The 17,689-nt window shown below is 53.1% G+C and carries 19 protein-coding genes; 18 read left to right on the plus strand and 1 reads right to left on the minus strand.

What is annotated here, in order from left to right:
* Nucleotides 1–72: 72 nt before the first annotated feature.
* The 6 genes from G340_RS0100425 (at nucleotide 73) to G340_RS0100450 (ending at nucleotide 6,196) form a co-directional block, all read left to right on the plus strand.
* A complete protein-coding gene (locus tag G340_RS0100425) occupies nucleotides 73–1,410 on the plus strand; it encodes an RsmB/NOP family class I SAM-dependent RNA methyltransferase (RefSeq protein WP_020071683.1) in 1,338 nt (445 codons plus the stop codon).
* A gap of 207 nt (nucleotides 1,411–1,617) precedes the next feature.
* Complete coding sequence (locus G340_RS0100430) at nucleotides 1,618–2,685, plus strand: branched-chain amino acid aminotransferase (protein WP_020071684.1); 1,068 nt, start codon at nucleotides 1,618–1,620, stop codon at nucleotides 2,683–2,685.
* 75 nt (nucleotides 2,686–2,760) lie between these two features.
* The gene (locus G340_RS0100435; protein ID WP_020071685.1) at nucleotides 2,761–3,642 is read left to right on the plus strand and encodes an RluA family pseudouridine synthase; all 882 of its coding nucleotides are present in this window, start codon (nucleotides 2,761–2,763) and stop codon (nucleotides 3,640–3,642) included.
* 154 nt (nucleotides 3,643–3,796) lie between these two features.
* Nucleotides 3,797–4,633 (plus strand): basic amino acid ABC transporter substrate-binding protein, encoded by an 837-nt coding sequence (locus G340_RS0100440; RefSeq protein ID WP_020071686.1) that lies wholly within the window; start codon nucleotides 3,797–3,799, stop codon nucleotides 4,631–4,633.
* An 83-nt stretch (nucleotides 4,634–4,716) separates the two neighbouring features.
* Nucleotides 4,717–5,475 (plus strand): amino acid ABC transporter permease, encoded by a 759-nt coding sequence (locus G340_RS0100445; protein ID WP_020071687.1) that lies wholly within the window; start codon nucleotides 4,717–4,719, stop codon nucleotides 5,473–5,475.
* Entirely contained in the window at nucleotides 5,462–6,196 is a 735-nt protein-coding gene (locus G340_RS0100450) for an amino acid ABC transporter ATP-binding protein (RefSeq protein WP_020071688.1), read from the plus strand. Before G340_RS0100445 ends, G340_RS0100450 begins: the two co-directional genes overlap by 14 nt.
* 113 nt (nucleotides 6,197–6,309) lie before the next feature.
* On the opposite strand, the gene G340_RS18140 is transcribed toward G340_RS0100450, so the two are convergent.
* On the minus strand, nucleotides 6,310–6,471 hold the full coding sequence (locus G340_RS18140; protein ID WP_020071689.1) for a hypothetical protein: 162 nt from the start codon (nucleotides 6,469–6,471) through the stop codon (nucleotides 6,310–6,312).
* A gap of 226 nt (nucleotides 6,472–6,697) precedes the next feature.
* Between G340_RS18140 and G340_RS0100465 the strand changes: the two genes are divergently transcribed.
* The 12 genes from G340_RS0100465 to thrC all read left to right on the plus strand — a co-directional run bounded on the left by G340_RS0100465 (nucleotide 6,698) and on the right by thrC (nucleotide 17,673).
* Complete coding sequence (locus G340_RS0100465) at nucleotides 6,698–7,012, plus strand: putative ABC transporter permease (protein ID WP_326522278.1); 315 nt, start codon at nucleotides 6,698–6,700, stop codon at nucleotides 7,010–7,012.
* Between the two features lie 241 nt (nucleotides 7,013–7,253).
* Nucleotides 7,254–7,712 carry an S-ribosylhomocysteine lyase gene (locus tag G340_RS0100470; RefSeq protein WP_020071692.1) on the plus strand — a complete coding sequence of 153 codons (459 nt, stop codon included), beginning with the start codon at nucleotides 7,254–7,256 and terminating at the stop codon, nucleotides 7,710–7,712.
* Between the two features lie 153 nt (nucleotides 7,713–7,865).
* Complete coding sequence (locus tag G340_RS0100475; protein ID WP_033402116.1) at nucleotides 7,866–9,560, plus strand: LysM peptidoglycan-binding domain-containing M23 family metallopeptidase; 1,695 nt, start codon at nucleotides 7,866–7,868, stop codon at nucleotides 9,558–9,560.
* Nucleotides 9,561–9,866: 306 nt separating this feature from the next.
* The gene (locus tag G340_RS0100485; protein WP_020071695.1) at nucleotides 9,867–11,150 is read left to right on the plus strand and encodes a UDP-N-acetylglucosamine 1-carboxyvinyltransferase; all 1,284 of its coding nucleotides are present in this window, start codon (nucleotides 9,867–9,869) and stop codon (nucleotides 11,148–11,150) included.
* 81 nt (nucleotides 11,151–11,231) lie between these two features.
* A complete protein-coding gene (locus tag G340_RS0100490; RefSeq protein ID WP_020071696.1) occupies nucleotides 11,232–12,026 on the plus strand; it encodes an MBL fold metallo-hydrolase in 795 nt (264 codons plus the stop codon).
* A 102-nt stretch (nucleotides 12,027–12,128) separates the two neighbouring features.
* Complete coding sequence (gene rlmH, locus G340_RS0100495; protein WP_020071697.1) at nucleotides 12,129–12,605, plus strand: 23S rRNA (pseudouridine(1915)-N(3))-methyltransferase RlmH; 477 nt, start codon at nucleotides 12,129–12,131, stop codon at nucleotides 12,603–12,605.
* 265 nt (nucleotides 12,606–12,870) lie between these two features.
* Nucleotides 12,871–13,215, plus strand: coding sequence for a 50S ribosomal protein L19 (gene rplS, locus G340_RS0100500; protein WP_009063527.1), 345 nt, complete (start codon nucleotides 12,871–12,873; stop codon nucleotides 13,213–13,215).
* Between the two features lie 131 nt (nucleotides 13,216–13,346).
* Nucleotides 13,347–13,988, plus strand: coding sequence for a signal peptidase I (gene lepB, locus G340_RS0100505; protein ID WP_020071698.1), 642 nt, complete (start codon nucleotides 13,347–13,349; stop codon nucleotides 13,986–13,988).
* Nucleotides 13,985–14,854 (plus strand): ribosome biogenesis GTPase YlqF, encoded by an 870-nt coding sequence (gene ylqF / locus G340_RS0100510; protein WP_020071699.1) that lies wholly within the window; start codon nucleotides 13,985–13,987, stop codon nucleotides 14,852–14,854. The genes lepB and ylqF overlap by 4 nt, the downstream gene beginning before the upstream one ends.
* Nucleotides 14,851–15,468, plus strand: a complete 618-nt coding sequence (locus G340_RS0100515) for a ribonuclease HII (RefSeq protein ID WP_020071700.1) — start codon at nucleotides 14,851–14,853, stop codon at nucleotides 15,466–15,468. The genes ylqF and G340_RS0100515 overlap by 4 nt, the downstream gene beginning before the upstream one ends.
* Nucleotides 15,461–15,832, plus strand: coding sequence for a YraN family protein (locus G340_RS0100520; RefSeq protein ID WP_020071701.1), 372 nt, complete (start codon nucleotides 15,461–15,463; stop codon nucleotides 15,830–15,832). The genes G340_RS0100515 and G340_RS0100520 overlap by 8 nt, the downstream gene beginning before the upstream one ends.
* Nucleotides 15,833–16,155: 323 nt before the next feature.
* Nucleotides 16,156–17,673 carry a threonine synthase gene (thrC, locus tag G340_RS0100525; protein WP_020071702.1) on the plus strand — a complete coding sequence of 506 codons (1,518 nt, stop codon included), beginning with the start codon at nucleotides 16,156–16,158 and terminating at the stop codon, nucleotides 17,671–17,673.
* Nucleotides 17,674–17,689: the final 16 nt, after the last annotated feature.

Raw genomic sequence — 17,689 nt, forward strand, 5'->3', positions numbered from 1 at the left:
CACCCCCTTCGCGATATATTGTTTTCCGTTCCTTTTGAAATATACAAACAATCTTTGGGAGCTGACCTGTTTATGAACGAATATCCTTCGGCGTTTTTGAGCCGTATGCACACGCTGCTGGGCGGCGAATACGCCGATTTTTTAGAGTGCATGAATCGGCCTTTTGTGCGCGGAATTCGCCTGAATCCGATGAAATGCGACGAAAAAACGTTGAAAAACGCACTTGATTTTCCAATCGAAATCAGCCCGTTTTCTCCATATTCCTACTATATTCCCGAGGGTGCGGACAAGCCAGGCCGCATCCCGCTGCACCACGCGGGGGCCTTTTATTCGCAGGAGCCCTCCGCAGCCTCCGCCGTAACCATACTGGGGCCGCAACCGGGGGAGAAAATACTCGATCTGTGCGCCGCGCCGGGTGGAAAATCCACGCAAATCGCGGCATTGATGGCCGGCAGGGGGCTGCTGTGGTCGAATGAAGTGGTTCGTTCCCGCGCGACGGCGCTGCTTTCCAATCTGGAGCGCATGGGTGTTCCAAACGCCGTGATCTCCTCGTGCCATCCCGAGCTGCTGTGCGAAACGCTCTCCGGTTTTTTTGACCGCGTGCTGGTGGACGCTCCCTGCTCCGGGGAAGGAATGTTCCGCCGCGACGCGCAGGCCGTGCAGGATTGGAGCGAGGAGCACGTGAAGACGTGCGCGGTTCGCCAGGGCCTGATTCTGGACAGCGCCGCACATGCTCTGCGGGAAAACGGAATTCTCGTTTACTCCACCTGCACCTTTTCACCGGAAGAAAACGAAGACACCGTCCGGGCATTTCTGCACCGGCACCCGGATTTTGTTCTGGAGGATTCCGGCGTTTCCTTCGGCCGGCCGGGAATCGGAATGCCGCAGGCGCGGCGCGTGCTCCCAATGGACGGCGGGGACGGGCATTTCGTCGCGAAAATGAAAAAGACTTCGCCCGCTGCTTGTCGTGCGGCGGAATATCCCTTTGCAAAATTATCCGCCGAGGCGGACGCAAAAGCGCTGTACGGCCAGATTTTCAGCACTCCGCTGCCGCGCCCGCTGATTCAAAGCGGCGGGGCGATCCTGATTGCGCCGGAGTTTCTGCCCGCCCTGTCCGGTCTTGGGGTGATCCGCGCCGGCGTGATGCTCGGGGAAATCCAGAAGGGACGCATCGAGCCGGCGCACGCGCTGTTTCTGTCGTCTCTGCCGCGCCAGCTGAGGCAGACGGTTGAATTTTCGTCCCGCTCACTGCGGCTCCGCGCGTATCTGCATGGGGAAGAGCTGGAGGTAGACCCCGCCCTGAAAGGCTACGCGGGGGTCGCCGCTGACGGTGTGATAACGGGGTTCGGCAAGTGTTCCTCCGGCAAAATAAAAAACCGGTATCCAAAAGGTCTGCGCAGCCATACCTGATATTTTGTGTATTTTTCTGTCCGTTTACGGATGACAGATGTCTTGAATTTAAAAATGAATGGTGCTACAATAAACTACATTGATATCACTTTAAATAGTTGATTGATTTCTTCCCCCGCCATAGGCGGGGGAAGAAATCAATGTACTTGTATCGGCTGTTTTAAAGGGAAGAACTATCAAGCGATAAAAAATCAGGGAGGGCTCACTATGCAAATCAGAGTTGAACACACTCAACACCCAAAGACCAAGCCTGCGGATGAAACCAAATTGGGATTCGGCCGTATTTTTACGGACCATATGTTTATTATGGACTACACCAGCGGCGAGGGCTGGCATGATCCCCGAATCGTACCGTATGCTCCCCTGAATCTGGAACCGTCCGCCATGTGCCTGCATTATGGACAATCTGTTTTTGAGGGTATGAAAGCTTACCGTACGGACGATAACCGGATTCTGCTGTTCCGTCCCGACAAAAACATGGCGCGTCTGAACGTATCGAACGAACGCCTCTGTATTCCGCAGATCGACGAGCAGTTTGCGGTGGAAGCGATCAAAAAGCTGGTCTCCGTAGACCGTGACTGGGTGCCTTCCACCCCCGGCACCTCTTTGTACATCCGCCCGTTTATCATCGGCGTTGATCCGGTTGTGGGTGTGCATCCGGCGCATCACCTGATGTTTATCATCATCTGCTCGCCCGTCGGCGCGTATTATCCCGAGGGCCTGAACCCGGTAAAGATTTATGTGGAAGACGGTTATGTCCGCGCGGTAAAGGGCGGCATGGGCTTTGCGAAAACCGCCGGCAACTACGCGGCGTCCCTCAAGGCGCAGGACGAGGCGGAAAAGCAAAACTATACGCAGGTTTTGTGGCTCGACGGCGTGGAGCGCAAATACATTGAAGAAGTCGGTACCATGAACGTGTTCTTCCAGATCGGCGACGAAGTCGTCACTCCTGCCCTGCAGGGCTCCATTTTGTCCGGCGTTACCCGTATGTCTACCATCGATATCCTGAAATCCTGGGGCGTAAATGTCACCGAGCGCCGCCTGTCGATTCAGGAAGTGGCCGACGCGGCCAAAGAGGGCAAGCTGAAGGAAGCGTTCGGCACCGGTACCGCGGCGGTAATCTCCCCGATCGGCCATCTCAAATGGGGCGATACGATCATGGAGTTCAACGACGGCAAAATAGGCCCGCTGTCCCAGCGCCTGTACGATACCATGACCGGTATTCAGTGGGGCAAGCTGCCGGATACTTTCGGCTGGACGGTTACGGTAGAGTAATCATCCGATCATTTTCTGATGTTCAGAAAGCGGCGGCTCCGGCTGCCGCTTTTTTATTGGAAGGGGAGAAATGCTTTGCGCACACTGACGTTTACGGTTCCCGCGGAATATGAAGGCTGCCGTCTGAAGGGGTTTCTGCGCGGGTATTGCAATGTGTCGGCCCGCCTTCTGGTAAAGCTCAAGCGTGTGCCGAACGGCCTTTGCGTCAACGGAACGCACGCTGCGGCGGTTTCTCTGTTGCGTGCGGGGGACAATGTTTGCCTGAATCTGCCGCAGGACGAGGAGACTGCCGTTCCGTCGGAGGTTCCGATTTCGGTTTTGTATGAAGACGCCGATCTGCTGGCTGTGAATAAGCCTGCGGGAATGGCGATGTATCCCGTGCCGGGCTCAGATTCGGGCACGCTGTCGAATGCGGCGGCGTTTCACTGGCGCGGAGCAGGGGAGAGCTGCCGGTTTCGGCCTGTATATCGGTTGGATAAAAATACAAGTGGAATTGTAATTATTGCAAAAAATTCCTATATTGCGGCAGCTTTGTCCCATAATATACAAAAAGAATACATCGCTGTCTGCGAGGGGATTTTGTTGGGAGAGGGAACGATCGATTCGCCGATCGCGCTGGCTCCCGGCAGCAAAATTCAGAGAATGGTTTCGCCGTGCGGCGAAGCGGCCGTTACCCACTGGCAGAGCGTATGCTCGAAAAATGATCTTACTTTTCTGAAAATACATCTGGAAACCGGTCGAACCCATCAAATTCGGGTGCATTTGTCGAGTATTTTTCATCCGCTTTCCGGGGATGACTTGTATGGAGGGCATCTGGATAAAATTGGGCGCCAGGCGCTGCATTGCCATTCCGCCCGCCTGATCCATCCTGTAACGAAAGAACCCCTTTTTTTGCAGGCTCCCCTCCTGGAAGATTTTGTTCTGCTGCTGAGGGAGCTGAATGTGGTAATTGCATAAAATTTGGGAGAGATGCCTTTTGAAAAGAACGAACCTGACAAAATTGGTTTTTATGAGATTTATGACTTGATTTATGTATAATTATGCGATATAATACATTCATATTTTCGTTCTGTGAGAAAAAATTGAGATTGAATAGAAGAGGGATGGAACCATGAAAAAATCAGTTAAGTTTTTAGCGGTCTGTCTTGCGGCCGCAGCCATGCTGTCCATGTCCGCCTGCAACGGCGGCGGAGCCTCCAGCGGGGCGGCGTCTGATTCCAGCAACAGTGGTGTCGGCACCAGCACTTTGGATGCGATTAAGAAAAACGGATTTATCACCATGTCTACCAATGCGGAATTTGAGCCGTTTGAATACAAAGACGGCGAAAAGATTGTGGGCATCGATCTTGAGATTTCCCAGAAGATTGCCGACAAGCTCGGCGTTGAGCTGAAGGTGAACGACGTTGCCTTCGATTCCCTGATTCCGGAAATTACCTCCGGCAAGGCGGATTTTGTTGCGGCCGGTATGACTGCCGACGACGAGAGAAGAAAGAACGTGGATTTCTCCGACAGCTATTTTGACGCGGGCCAGGCGGTCATCGTGAAAAAGGACGGAGACATTAAGGCGCCCAAAGATCTGAACGGCAAAAAAGTCGGCGTGCAGACCGGCACCACGGGCGACAAGTACTGCACCAACGAGGAAGGCACCAGCGAGATTAAGGTTGGCTCCGTTGAGCGCTACAACAAGGGCATGGATGCGGTTTCCGATCTGATCGCCGGCAGAATCGACGCGGTTGTCATCGATGATTTCCCGGCTCAGAAGTTCGTGGAGAAGAACAGCGATAAAATTGCGAAGCTCAACGATATGCTGACGAGTGAGCAGTATGCGATTGCCGTGAAGAAGGGCAACACCGAGCTTGTCGATCTGATCAACGAAACTCTGAAAGAGATGAAGGACAGCGGCGATCTGCAGAAAATTTTTGATAAGTATCTGGCACAGGAATCCTGACAGAGCTATTGTGATTTTCGGGCTGGGTAGCGGGGGTTCCCGCTGCCCTGCTTTGCCTTTTCGTCCCATTTAAGGAGGTTGCTATGGGGAATCTGATCCTGAACCCGCAATATCTGGCCGGTTTTGATATTGGGCGTTTCTTTCAAGATCTGTACATGAATCTGGGGCAGCATTTCTATGATGCCTTTATCGTGAAAAACCGGTATAAATATATTATTTCCGGTTTGGGGAACACCCTGCTGATCACCCTGTTTGCGGTCATGATCGGTATTGTGCTGGGAACACTCGTTGCTCTCATCCGCGTAACACATAATAATGATAAGAAAAAGTTTCGCTTTTTGAACGCGCTTTGCAGTATTTACCTGACAGTCATTCGCGGAACCCCTGTTGTGGTTCAGCTGTTGATCACCTATTATGTAATATATCAGTCCGCGGACAAGATGGTTGCGGCCGTCATCGCGTTCGGCGTCAATTCCGGCGCGTATGTGGCCGAGGTCATTCGCAGCGGAATTCAGTCTGTGGACAAGGGGCAGATCGAGGCGGGGCGCTCTCTTGGGTTGAACCAGAAAACGACGATGATCAAAATCGTGTTCCCGCAGGCGCTGAAGAACGTGGCCCCCGCCATCTTCAATGAGTTCATTTCCCTGCTCAAGGAAACCTCTGTTGCCGGCTATATCGGCGTGCAGGATCTGACCAAAGCGGGCGACGTCATTCGCAGCATCACTTACGACGCGTACACGCCGCTGCTGACGGTAGCCGCGGTTTACCTCTTGATCGTCATGATTCTCACCAGATTCCTCACCGTGCTGGAAAGGAGGCTGAGCGCAAGTGATATCCGTTAAAAACCTGGAAAAGACGTTTCACACCTCCCGCGGAGATCTTCCCGTTCTCATGGGAATCAGCCAAACGATCGAAAAGGGAGAAAAGGTGGTTATCGTCGGGCCGTCCGGCTCGGGGAAGAGCACCTTCCTGCGCTGCCTGAACCTTTTAGAGCGGCCAACCTCCGGTGAAATCTGGTTTGAGGATGAGGAAATCACCAACCCCAAATGCAACATCAATCTTCTTCGCCAGAAGATGGGGATGGTGTTTCAGCACTTTAATTTGTTCCCGCACCTGACAATTATGGAAAACATCACGCTGGCCCCGACATCTTTGAAATTAAAGACCAAGGAGGAGGCCGAGCGTTCGGCCATGCAGCTTCTCGAACGGGTCGGTCTGGCCGATAAGGCGCAGGCATACCCCGCTCAGCTTTCCGGCGGGCAAAAGCAGCGCATCGCGATTGTGCGCTCGCTCGCGATGGAGCCGAAGGTGATGCTGTTTGACGAGCCCACCTCCGCGCTGGACCCCGAAATGGTCGGCGAGGTTTTGCAGGTTATGAAGCAGCTGGCCCAGGAGGGGATGACGATGATCGTTGTTACCCACGAAATGGGCTTTGCCAGAGAGGTTGCCACCCGGATTCTGTTTATGGATCAGGGGCAGGTTCTGGAGGAGGCTCCTCCGCAGGAGTTTTTCGCGAATCCGAAGCACGCAAGACTCCAGGACTTTCTTTCCAAGGTTCTGTAACATGGGGCCGCTGCAAAAAGTGTATCAAAAATGCGTCTTGGACGGTTGAAAGCCGTCAAGGCGCATTTTTGTATTTAGGGGAGAAATTCGGTTTTGTGCGGGCATCGCAAGGATCAGGAATTGTTCTGTCTTTCCTGCGACTGCAGATTTTCGGCAATCGCTTTCAGCTCTTCGATTGAATGAATCTCGACGCTGGACTGTTGGATGGATTCCTGAATAAAATGGGGAAGAGAAGAAAAGTACCGGTTCATTTCCTGATCATTCGCCTGAAACATGTGAATCGCCTCCTGAAAAGTTCATTCCTGTTTGGTAGATTTTCCAGTTCCCGCCCAGATATTCATCCGCCGGCACTTTCATATTGCCGCGCGGCACGGAATATATCTGGGCAGGGGGGATTTAATGAAAGCGTTTGGAAAAGGAATTTTGCTTTTTCTGGTCGGCGGCTTGATCTATTTTTGGCTCTAGGTGCTGTGGCGCGGGTATTCTCATTGGAGCATGTTTTTGCTCGGCGGGCTGTGCTTTGTTCTGTGCGGGCTGATCAACGAGGGCGTTTCCTGGGAAATGCCGCTGCCGCTTCAAATGCTGATTTCGGCTTTGATGATCACTGCACTGGAATTTCTGACCGGCTGTATCGTCAATCTTTGGCTGGGCTGGCAGGTGTGGGATTATTCCAAGCTGCACGTTCAGCTGTTGGGGCAGATCAGCCTGAAATCCAGCGTGATTTGGTTCCTGTTGTCCAGTGTGGGAATTGTGCTGGACGACTGGCTCCGCTATTGGTTTTTCGGAGAAGACAGGCCGTATTACCGGCTGAGGTAAAGACACGCTTGCAAAGGCCGGGCAAAAACGGTAAAATAAAGCAATGAACAGCGAGGCCCGGCCTGTAACGTCAAGGGTCTTGTCTGCTTCGGCTGAAATTGCGTCTCCCGTGCCAAAATGCCGGAATTGCGGCAGGTATTCCCGCGTGGCTTCTCTGGCGGGCACAATCTCATCCCGAAAAACGATCTTCTCATCGAGAAACAAAACCAAACCGAAAATCTGCTGATAAGAGGGATTTCACATGGATAAAATTGCAAGCTTTCAGATCAACCACGACATTTTAACTCCCGGGATTTACCTTTCCCGCGTAGACGGAGATATCACCACCTACGACATTCGCCTGAGAAAACCGAATGTGCCGCCGTTTTTATCGAATCCGGCCATGCACACCATAGAGCACTTGTTTGCGACGATGGCCCGCAACTCCGCGTTTCGTGACCAGATCATTTACTTTGGGCCCATGGGCTGCCGCACCGGATTCTACTTTCTCGTCAGAGATATGAAGCATTCCGACGCCATTGCCCTGATGAAAGACATTTTTGCGAGGATCGCGGATTATTCCGGCGAGGTTCCCGGCTGTACCTCCGCCGAGTGCGGCAACTATCTGGAGCACGATCTGAAAGAGGCAAAACAGGAGGCCACGGCCTTTTTGCCGGTTATTTCGGACTGGACGGAACAGCTCCTTTCGTATCCGGTGTAAATTTCGTCTGCTTTCGTCCGGATTGACTAGAAAACTTTACCAAATTGTAAATTCCTTCCAAAAGGTTGCATAATTTTGTTTTTTATATTATCATATAGGAGTTCATTACAAAATTGTAACCAATTTCCTTGCGCGAAAGGAAGGACTGACTCAATGCAACAATTATCCCTTCATCGAGTTTCGATTCAGGGGTACGGCGCCACAGGCTGCCGTATAATGTATATCACCGGGATTCAGTCTGTCCGGATTTTAAAAAGACTGCGCAGAAGGTTTGTCCGTTTTATGACTCCAGCCGTGGAGCTGGCCGGGCTGATCTATGCGAAAACCATTGGCAAGCAATTAATCAGGCTGAAAAAAGAGATCCGCCTGTTTTGGGATAATTTTCGGAAAGACGGGGAGCATTTAAAAGAGCTCTCCAAAGGATTGACCCTCACGGGCGCGATCGGGCGTTTGCAGCATGTCGGGCTCCACTTTGTAATCCGCAGAAAATTTGTGATGTCCGTGCTGAATATTGCAGCTCCGGTTTGCTCCTTATTTCTGCTGCTCGGTACCATCAGCTATTGGAATCAACAGGATTATGGTCTGGTTTTGAGCTATGGCGGAAAACAGATTGCGACGATCAAGGACGAATCTGTTTTTGAGAAAGCGACAGAAATGGTGAATCAGCGCATGGTGTACAACACCGTTGCCTCCGCAGATTTGAAAATCACACCCACCTTTATTCTCACCGCGATGGACAGCGGCAGATTTTACGCCGCCAGCACGCTGTGCGACCGCCTGATACAGCAGTCGAACGGGATTATTGAAGAGGGCAGCGGACTTTATGTTGACGGGGAACTGATCGGCGCGGTGAAAAGCAGCGCGGACATGACGTATCTTTTGCAGAATATTCTCAACACCGCGAAGGCGGGCGATCAGACGGCAAAGGTTTCCTTTGCCGAAGATGTGGAAACCATCAACGGTCTGTTCCCGACCGCCAGCATTGTGAGCGCCGAGAATATGAATGAAAAGCTCACCGGTTCCGAGCAGGCCGCGGCGGTGTACACGGTAAAAGACGGCGATACCGCCACCTCAATTGCAAGACAGTACAACCTGACGTTATCCGAATTGAACCGCCTGAACAATAACCGGGTCGGCGACGATCTGAAAATCGGCATGCAGCTGAATGTGCAGACTCCGCAGACCCTGTTGCACGTGAAGGTGATCAAAAAAGAAACCCGGACAACCTCTTTGCCCTATAAAACCGTCACGGAGAAGGATGACAGCCGGTATACGGATTATTCTAAAATCGTAACGCAGGGGAAGGAAGGCGTTCAGGAAATTACGGAAGAGGTCACCTATATCAACGGGATAGAAACCTCGCGCACAACGCTCAGCAAGCGCGTCGTTACCGAGGCCGTGGATAAAAAGGTTGTAACCGGCACCAAAAAGCGCCCGCAGTACGGCGGTGCGGGCGAGAGCAGCGGTTCGCTGATGTGGCCGGTGCCTTCCATCCGCAATATCACCAGCTACTTTGCGTATCGCTGGGGCAGAATGCACACCGGTATCGACATTTCCGGCGGCAATTCCTACGGCAGAACCATTGTGGCGGCAGACGGCGGCGTGGTCTCTTATGTGAGGTTCAACTCCAGCGGGTACGGGTATCACCTGCAGATCAACCACGGAAACGGCATTTCCACCCTATACGGCCACACCAGCAAAATTCTGGTTACCTCCGGGCAGAGGGTCTCAAAAGGCCAGCCCATCGCGCTGATTGGCAGCACGGGAGATTCCACCGGCGCCCACCTGCATTTTGAGGTAATCAAAAATGGCCAAAAAGTGAATCCGTTGCTGTATGTGAGCCGCTGAGAAAGAAGGAAAAAGCATTTCGCATAAAACCGAAATGCTTTTTTTATTTCTTTACAGAATCGATAAATTTAGGGATTTTATTGACTTTTTTTCCTTGGTGTATTATCATCTTAGAAGTACAAAATAGCTTTGAAAGAAACTGTTTTCAGCCTCTTTTTTTACCAGAAACAGGAGGAATTTCTTCTGTTACAGAAACAGCATTTCAATGGAATTTTATCGACAATTTTTGTTTTGATCATATTTTGAGTTATCCCTTGTGTTTTATGACAATACTACCTGTTAATATAATGATTGGAGCGTGCCGCGTTGGATAAATTTGTGATTACCGGTGGCAAACGGCTGACCGGTGAAGTAATCGTGAGTGGCGCTAAAAATGCTGCTATTGCCATTATTCCGGCAGCTATTATGGCGGATGATATTTGCAGAATCGAAAACATTCCCAATATAACCGATGTTACAGCAATTACCCGGATTTTGTATGATATGGGGGCTAAAATCCGCAAGATCAACTCTTCTACCATTGAGATCGACCCGAGGCCGATTCACAGCTGTGTGGCTTCGTATGAGCTGGCCCGGCATATCCGCGGCTCGTATTACCTGCTGGGCGCTTTGCTCGGCCGGTTTCGCCACGCGGTGGTCAGCATGCCCGGCGGCTGCGATTTCGGCGTGCGCCCGATCGATCAGCACCTGAAAGGCTTTGCGGCGCTCGGTGCAACCTATGCGCTGGAAGGCGGAATGGTAGACGTTTCCGCAAAAGAGCTGATCGGCAACAATGTTTACATGGACGTAGTTTCGGTCGGTGCGACGGTCAATATTATGCTGGCGGCCGTACGGGCCAAGGGTACGACGGTCATTGAAAACGCCGCCAAAGAACCTCATATTGTCGATTTGGCGAACTTTTTAAACTCGATGGGGGCGGATGTTCGCGGCGCGGGTACCGATGTGATCAAAATCTACGGCGTCGAGCACCTCAAGGGGACAACCTACTCCATTATTCCGGATCAGATTGAGGCCGGAACATATATGGCCGCGGCTGCGGCCACCGGCGGCGATGTGCTGATCAAAAACGTGATTCCAAAGCACCTGGAATCCATTTCCGCCAAGCTGGAGGAGATGGGCGTCACTGTGGAAGAATATGATGATTCCATCCGGATCAAACGCGATCAGCCTCTGAATCGCTGCAATATTAAAACGATGCCTCACCCGGGTTTCCCGACCGATATGCAGCCGCAGATTGCGGTTGTGCTTTCGATTGCCCACGGAACCAGCATTATCAACGAAAGCGTATGGGACAATCGCTTTCGTTATGTGGAGGAGCTCAAGCGCATGGGCGCTCAGATTTCCGTCGACGGCAAGCTGGCGGTAGTGGAAGGTGTTGACCACCTGAACGCTGCTCCGGTAAGGGCTACGGATCTTCGTGCAGGCGCCGCTATGCTGATTGCGGCCCTGTGCGCGCACGGCGTCAGCCAAGTGGAGGATATTCAGCACATTGAGCGCGGGTATGAGGATGTGGAGAAAAAGCTTCTGGCTTTGGGCGCAGACATCAAGCGGGTTCATGTGCCGGATCCTTCGGTGGCGCAGGCGGTCTGAAACGGATAGAACAGTCACAGGGGTTCAGGTCCCGGTAAGTATGGCCGGCCTGAACCGTTTTTGTCAGTGAAGGAGCATGCTATGGCAAGGTTTTGCCCGCTGTTCAGCGGCAGCAGCGGAAACAGTTTTTATATCGGCAGCCGTGACGCGGGAATTTTGATCGACGTGGGCCGAAGCGCCCGGCAGATCACAAAAATGCTCGAAAGCTGCGAGATTCCCGTTGCGGCTGTCAAAGGGATTTTTATCACGCACGAGCATACGGATCACGTGAAGGGCCTGCGCGTGTTTTCAGAAAAAAACCGTATCCCGGTTTACGCTTCTGCCGGAACGCTCCAGGCGTTGGAAGAAGCCGGCGGGCTCACCGCGAAAATGACCTGCTGCGTGGCGGAGGAACGCGGAACGGAATGCGCCGAAATGATGATTCGCCCGTTCCCAATTTCGCACGACTGCGCCGAGGGCTTTGGGTATCGCGTCCATACGGGCGACGACAGAACATTTACCCTTGCAACGGATTTGGGGTACATATCCGACGAGGTTCGTCGGGAGCTGGAAAAAAGCGATCTGGTGGTGCTGGAATCAAACCACGATGTGGGGATGCTGCAAAACGGCCCCTATCCGTATTATTTAAAGCGCCGGATTTTGTCCGACGTGGGGCATTTGTCGAACGAGGTGTGCTCCAGTATGCTGCCGCATCTGGCCGAAACGGGGACGACCCGTTTTGTGCTGGCTCACCTGAGCGCGGAGAACAACACGCCGGATATTGCGTATCAAACCTCTCTGTGCACGCTGAAAATGGCCGGGATGCAGCAGCAGATCGATTTTGAGCTGACGGTTGCGCCAAGAGAGAACCAAACGGGGAAGGTTCTGCTGTTTTAGCCCCAAACAGTTCCCCTGCTTTTCGGTGGGGAGAACTTCGCTTATCAAGCGGCAGGTCGTTTCCCGGCGGCCCAAACCGGGCTTGGAAGATCAGGAGATTCTATGGTAACGATTCAAGTCTTATGTGTGGGCAGGCTGAAGGAAAAATACCTGCAGTCGGCCTGTGAGGAGTACGCAAAGCGTCTGGGTGCGTTCTGCCGGTTTTCCGTCACCGAAATTGCAGAGGAGCGTCTGCCGGATGCTCCCTCTGGGGCACAGATTCAGGCAGCTCTTAAAAAAGAGGGGGAACACCTGCTTTCTCTGGCACAGGGGACTGTGATCTCGCTGTGTATTGAGGGCAAGCTCCTTTCGTCGCCGCAGCTTGCGGCGGAGCTTGAGCGCCGCGCGGTAGGCGGAGCCAGCGCATTTACATTTATTATCGGCAGCTCGTTCGGCCTTTCGGACGAGGTGAAAGAGAAAAGCGCGCTGCGGCTTTCGATGTCGCCGATGACGTTTCCCCATCAACTTGCCAGAGTGATGCTGTGCGAACAGATTTACCGCGCGTTTCAGATCAACAGCAACGGAAAATATCACAAATAATTACAGAATTCCTCTTTATTTTCCTTTCCTTTTGTGGGAAAGGGACGAAAAAGAAAGCCTGGCTTTTATAACAGGGAAAACCAGGTCATTTGATTCGAGAATTTTGAAAAAAATCTTGCAGTTTTTACCGGGTTATGGTATGATATATGGGCATTTGGATACCGTTGGCCTTTCCGGCGGGGTTCAATGCCCGGGTTTTCCCGTGACATTGAAGCGGACAGTCCTCTGCACTGCATGAATGTCTGATATTTTAGGAGGAAAAAGAATGGATGCTTTAAAATTAATTGCTCAGGAATCTGCAAAGACCGAGCTGCCGAAGTTTGGAATCGGCGATACCGTTAAGGTCAGCGTAAATATCCGTGAAGGTGAAAGAGAGAGAATTCAGCTGTTTGAGGGCACCGTTATTGCCCGCAAAGGCAGCGGCATTACCGAAACCTTTACTGTCAGACGCGTATCCTACGGCGTAGGCGTGGAGAGAGTTTTCCCGATCCATTCCCCCAACGTGAAGGATGTTGCCATTGTGCGCAAGGGCCGTGTGCGCCGTGCGAAGCTGTACTACCTGCGCGACAGGGTTGGTAAGGCTGCCAAGGTGAAGGAGCAGATTCGCTGATTGGGCGAGCTACTCCCGTTATATTTGGATTTCAAAAGGCTGTGGGGGGAGGTTCCGCACAGCCTTTCACGGTCAAAAAGGGACATTGATTGTCCCTTTTTTGCTATTCGCGAAAAGGAGGCGCTCGTCCGTTGCAAGAGGAAGAAAAGAACCCGTTGGTGCAGGCCGCACCGAAATCAGAGCTGCAGCAGAATGATTCGGACCCGAATGATCCGTCTCCTCATCCCAGCGCGTTTACCGTAAGCTGCTTTGAATGGGTGGATTCTCTGGTGATGGCGCTGGTCGCCGTGGTGATTCTGTTTACGTTTTTGTTCCGTGTGGTGACGGTGGACGGTACCTCTATGCTGCCGAATCTGGAAAGCGGAGACAGAATTGTGGTTTCCAGCTATTTTTATCAGCCGGAGCAAGGCGATGTGGTCGTTTTAAAGCGCACCATCGGCCTGACAAAGCCGATTGTCAAGCGCGTGATCGCGCTGCCGGGGCAGACGGTGGACATTGACTATATTACCGGCACGGTTTCTGTGGATGGAAAAGAGCTGGATGAATCCACTTATATTGAAAACGGAATCACGCATGAGCCGATGACCTCGGAATCGCTGCTGCAATTCCCGCAGACGGTTCCGGCGGGGCATATCTTTGTGCTCGGTGACAACCGCGAGGTTTCGGAGGACAGCCGCTTTGAGGCGGTGGGCATGGTGGATGAACGATATATTTTGGGGAAGGCGGAATTGGTATTGTTCCCGATTTCCCGGTTTGGAAGGATTGGATCATGAGCGAGCCACAATCGGTTCATTGGTATCCGGGGCATATGACCCGGACAAAGCGACAAATTGAAAAAAGCCTGAAGCTGGTGGATATTGCGGCGGAAATGATCGACGCCCGCGTTCCGGTCAGCAGCAGAAATCCGGTGCTGGACAGCCTGATCCAGAATAAGCCGCGGGTCATTTTAATGAATAAATCCGATTTGGCGGATCCCGCGCAGACCGAGCGCTGGATCCGCTTCTACCAGTCGCAGGGGATTTCCGCCGTTGCGCTGGACAGCCGCTCGGGCAAAAATTTAAAGGCCTTTTTCCCGCTGGTGCGCGACGTTCTTTCTGAGCGCATCGCAGCGTGGAGAGCAAAGGGCATGGTAGGCCGTCCCATCCGCGTGATGGTGGTCGGGGTGCCGAACGTGGGAAAATCCTCGTTTATCAATAAGCTTTCCCGCGGAGGGAAGGCCAATGTGGAGGACAGGCCCGGCGTTACCCGCAGCAACCAGTGGTTTACGCTGGGCGGCGGCTTTGAGCTTTTGGATACCCCCGGCGTTCTCTGGCCCAAGTTTGAAGACCCTCTGGTAGGGGAGCGCCTGGCCTTTACCGGTGCGGTGAAGGACGACGTGCTCGACACCGAGCACCTGGCCGCCCGCCTGCTGGAGGTTCTGTGTGTGTCGTACCCCGCGCCGCTGAAAGAGCGGTATAAGCTTCAGGAGATTGATTTCACCGGAATGAAAGGGTACGAGGTGCTTGCGCTGATCGGCAAAAAGCGTGGCATGCTGGTTCCTGGCGGAGAAGTGGATACCGAACGCGCCGCGATTACCGTGCTGGATGAATTCCGCGGTGCAAAGCTTGGCCGCGTCACGCTGGAGCAGGTGCAGAAATGATGGATTGGTACGCCTATGAGCACAGGGCCGGGGAACAGGGCTTTTCGGCTGTTTGCGGCATTGACGAGGCGGGTCGGGGGCCTTTGGCCGGCCCGGTGTTCGCCGCCGCGGTGATTTTGCCGCAGCACTGCGAAATAGAGGGCCTGAACGATTCCAAAAAGCTCAGTGAAAAAAAGAGAGAGCTTCTTTTTGACCAGATTCAGCAGCAGGCGGTTTCGTATTCCATTGCGTTTGCCACCGAGCAGGAGATCGACGGCATCAATATTTTGCAGGCGACCTTTCTCGCGATGAACCGCGCCTTTTCCGGCTTGTCGGTTCCACCGGACTGCGCTTTGGTGGACGGCAACCGCGACCCGCACCTGCCGGTGCCCACCACCTTGATCATCAAGGGAGACGCGCAGAGCGCGAGTATTGCCGCGGCTTCGATTCTGGCCAAGGTCAGCCGTGACCGGCTGATGCTTGAAATCGGCAAGCTGTATCCGGAATATCAGTTCCAAAAGCACAAGGGGTATGGCACTGTGCTGCACAGAGAGCTGCTGCTGAAATACGGCCCCTGTCCCGTTCACCGAAGAAGCTTTTTGAAAAAAATTCTGGGAGAGGGTCTCGTTGGATAATCGCTCCGGAAAAACAGGCGAGGCGTATGTTGCGGATTGGTTGGAGCAGCGCGGCTGCCGGATTCTGTGCCGCAATTATCATTCCCGCTTCGGCGAAATCGACATCATTGCGCAGGACGGCGGTTATCTGCTCTTTGTAGAGGTTAAAACCCGCGGCGGGCATTGTCTTGGGGTACCGCAGGAGGCGGTGACCGCGTCGAAACAGCGAAAGCTGGTTCTGACCGCCGCACAGTACCTTTCGGAGCACGATTTCGGACTGCAGCCGCGATTTGATGTAGCTACGGTACGCACAGACAAAGCGGGGCAGGCCGTTTCGGCCGAATACTTTGAAAACGCTTTTGACGCGGAGAACCGCTTCGTATAATATCGCAGCTTCTCTATAAAATCGTGCGGCCTTTGCGGTCTGTTTTCGGTTCCGCCGCATTGTCCTTCTCGGCAGGCGCCTGCCGGTCTTCGCTTGCGGAACAAAAAGCATCCCCGCAAATATGGGATATTCTTTGAAAGTAAAACAGCCAATACTACAAGAAACTCCTCTTTGATCCGTTGGTTTTTGTATGGAAAAGAGAGGCGTTTTTTTTGAAATGAAATTCTGTGCCGTCGCCATTCTCAAATTCTCAGAATTCTTTGACACACCGAACAATTTATTATAAAATAAGGCAAGGAACGAACGAAAAGGGGGAATTCACCTTGCAGTATAAATGCACCAGAAACAAAGCAGAGTCACTTTCCGCCGCTCAGGCGATCGTACAGGGGATTTCGGCGGACGGGGGACTGTTTGTTCCGGAAAGCCTTCCGGCTTATACCGCAGACGATTTAAAGGTGCTCAGCAAAGGCAGCTACACCGAGCGGGCCGCCCGCATTTTGGCCGATTTTCTGTCGGAGTTTTCCGCGGAGGAAATCCGTGAATGCGTGGAAGGTGCCTATTCCGAACAAAAATTTCCCGGCGGTGCGGCGCCGCTTCACCGCATTCCGGAGAGCGGCGAGGCTTTTCTGGAGCTGTGGCACGGGCCGACCTGCGCCTTTAAAGATATGGCTTTGCAGCTTCTGCCGCATTTGCTGACCCGGTCGTTGAAAAAGACAAACTGCGATAAAACGGCTGTGATTCTCGTGGCCACCTCCGGTGATACGGGTAAGGCGGCGCTGGAGGGCTTCCGCGACGTACCCGACACCAAAATTCTCGTGTTTTATCCGGATAAGGGCGTCAGCGCCATGCAGCAGCGCCAGATGAACACGCAGGAGGGCGAAAACGTTGCGGTGTGCGCAATCGAGGGCAATTTTGACGACGCACAGACCGGCGTGAAGCGTATTTTTACAAATCCTGAAATCCGCAAAGAGCTCGATGAAAACGGCATGCTGTTCTCCAGCGCAAACTCCATTAACTGGGGTCGCCTTCTGCCGCAGATCGTTTATTATTTCTCCGCCTACTGCGACGCGGCGAAGCAAGGCATGCTCGAGCTGGGGCAGCCTCTGAACGTCGTGGTGCCCACCGGCAACTTCGGCAATATTCTGGCCGCCTATTATGCAAAAAAAATGGGCCTGCCGATTGGAAAGCTGATTTGTGCGTCAAACTCCAATAATGTGCTCACGGAATTTTTGAGCACCGGCGTCTATGACCGCAACCGCAAATTCTATACAACGATTTCCCCCTCAATGGATATTCTGGTATCCAGCAATCTGGAGCGCTTGCTGTTCGATTTGACCGGCGGCGATTCCGAACAGGTTGCCGGCTGGATGAAACAGCTCAATACCACCGGCCGGTACGAGGTTGGGGCCGAGCTGACCGCGGCTTTGAAGGATTTGTTCTTCCCGGGCTTCTGCGACGATGCTCAGACGCAGAAAACGATCCGCGAAATCTTCCAAAAGCATCACTATCTGTGCGATCCCCACACGGCGGTGGCTGCGGATGTGTATGAGCAGTACGTGAAAGCGACCGGCGACGAGACCCCCACGGTGATCGTTTCGACCGCCAGTCCGTATAAATTCGCGGACAGCGTGCTCGAGGCCGTCGCGCCCGGCGAGAAGCAGGAGGCCGACGATTTTGCGAAGATCGGGCAGCTCTCCGTTCTGACCGGCACCACAGCACCTGCGCCGATCGCGCAGCTTCGGGAAAAGACCGTTCGCTTCCGGAATTGCTGCGAGGTTGCGCAAATGCCCCAGGTGGTACTGCGGATGGCTGGGCTCGAAACTCCCAAAGCCAAAGTCTGATCAGATAGAAATGAGG

It is taken from the genome of Faecalispora sporosphaeroides DSM 1294, from assembly GCA_000383295.1.
In the GTDB taxonomy this organism is placed as follows: domain Bacteria; phylum Bacillota; class Clostridia; order Oscillospirales; family Acutalibacteraceae; genus Faecalispora; species Faecalispora sporosphaeroides.